Annotated in this window: 1 protein-coding gene; it reads right to left on the bottom strand. The window is 35.4% G+C overall.

All coding sequences use genetic code 11. The annotated features are described in order from the left end of the window. Positions 1–383 precede the first annotated feature (383 nt). On the bottom strand, positions 384–2,213 hold a 1,830-nt coding region (locus CCAND38_RS11410; protein WP_156129793.1), incomplete at its 5' end, for an Ig-like domain-containing protein.

Below are 2,213 nucleotides of genomic sequence, written 5' to 3'. Positions count from 1 at the left end.
AATTGTTATTAGCATTCAACAAAAATACAACTTTATTCCCTGATTGTCAAATTTTTATACCATCATACTTTTTAAAACACGACCAACTATCGTACTTCGTAATTAACTATCGTACTTCGTAATTAACTTCGTAATTCGTAATTAATCATTAACCACCGTCCAGCCTTTTGCTCTAATAGCATTAAGCTGACTTTGAGAAAACTCTTGAGAGTTGGAATTATAAAATTTTGCTTCTTCAGATGCTGAGCGTGTGGGCAAATCATCTACAATTTTTTGTTTGCTTGCAGGGGTTAGGTTATTATTTATAATAGTAATCTTATTTAATTTTGTGTTTTTACTAATGTCTAAACTCGTAAATGGATTCCCTGAACAATGAAGTTCTGTTAAGTCGTGTTTTTACTAATGTCTAAACTTGTTAGCTGATTGTTACCACATGCAAGAAAATCTAAGTTTGTGTTTTTACTAATATCTAAACTTGTTAGTTGATTACCATGAAAATAAAGATATGTTAACGCTGTATTTTTGCTAACATCTAAACTTGTCAGTTGATTATACATACAAACGAGTTGTTCTAAGAGTACGTTGTTAGAGAGATTCAGATTGGTTAGTTGATTATTATCACAATATAACCTTAGTAACTTTGTATTTTTGCTGATATCCAAACTGGTTAGCTGATTATCATAACAGCTGAGAATCTCTAAATTTATATTTTTAGAAAGATCTAAACTGGTTAATTGATTATAGTTACAGTCGAGACTCTTTAAATTTATATTTTTAGAAACATCTAAATTAGTTAATTGGTTTTTATGACAACCAAGATATAATAAACCTGTATTTTTGCTAACATCTAAATTAGTCAGGTGACTGTCATGACATTGAAGTACCTCTAAATATGGATTTTTACTGATATCTAAATTTGTCAGTTTATTTTGATTGCAACCAAGCTTTTTTAAATATGGGTTTTTTGTAACATCCAAATTGATCAGTTGATTTTGATTACAGTTTAAAATAGTTGTTTTCCCATAAATCGTTACTGTTTTTTCTGATGTTAGTTGATTTATTGTGTAATTAGTTGAAGTTCCATATAGCCAATTATTAAAACTTGTCACATTTTCTCCCGTGTCTTTTTGTCCGTTGTTGTTTAGGTCTATCCAAACATCGTTTTGGTCTTGGGGGTCAGCATTGATAACCAATTTAAGGCTATTTGCGGTTGTTTTTAGTACCATTTTTGGGGTTTCTTCGTCGGTTACTTTTACAACGCAAGAGGCTGTTTTCCCGCCATCTTCGGTAGTAGCGGTAATATATACCGTTCCTGAAGCTACGCCTGTTACTTTTCCGCTGGAACTAACAGTAGCAATGGAGGTGTTTCCGCTTGTCCATGTTACGGCTTTGTTAGTGGCGTTTGTAGGCAACACGTTTGCTGATAAATTATGGGTGTCTCCAAGGCTTAAAGTTAAGTTGCTTTCTGATAACTCAACAGCGGTTACTTGCACAATCGTACTACCCCCTCCTGTAGGCATAGGAAATATTCTATCTCGGTATTCGCTCCAAAACCAATTAGGGTCGTTTTTATAGGTGTCTACATAGGCTTGTGGCACATAAATAAACGGATTTCTACTGCTTCCAAAGAGTGTTAAGCTATATAGAGCATAAGTTCGAGGAGGAGCAGGTGCTTTTACAGTAATTGAAACCAATGATGGGGTATTTGCAAATAACCTTGGTCCTACGTTTTCTAAAGTTGAGGGTAAAACAATGGATTGCAACGATGAGCAACCTTCAAATGCAGCTGTTTCAATACGTTTCATTCCCTCGGCTATGGTTACTTTGTTCAATGCCGTACAGTTTTGAAAAGCCTCTTCTCCAATCATGTACACTTTTCCATGAATTACTACTTCTTTTAGTCTTTGACAGTTTGCAAAGGCTCTACTGCTTATTATATTCACGTTAGCTGGAATAATCACTTTTCCATCAGCAGGGATTTTTGTGCAATCCCATCCTGTTAATACACTTCCGCTAATACGTGCTCCGTCGGGTATCACCGAGGAAGCTGTCACCGTTACTTTACAGGTGGCTGTTTTAGAACCATCTTCGGTAGTAGCTGTAATATAAACAGTTCCAGAAGCAACGCCCGTTACTTTTCCGCTGGAACTAACAGTAGCAATGGAGGTGTTTCCACTTGTCCACGTTACGGTTTTGTTAGTGGCGTTTGTAGG

The organism is Capnocytophaga canis, from assembly GCF_000827555.1.
GTDB classification, from domain to species: Bacteria; Bacteroidota; Bacteroidia; order Flavobacteriales; family Flavobacteriaceae; genus Capnocytophaga; species Capnocytophaga canis.
The sequence above is the reverse complement of the archived record's forward strand: the minus strand, read 5'-3'. Positions and strand labels throughout refer to the sequence as shown.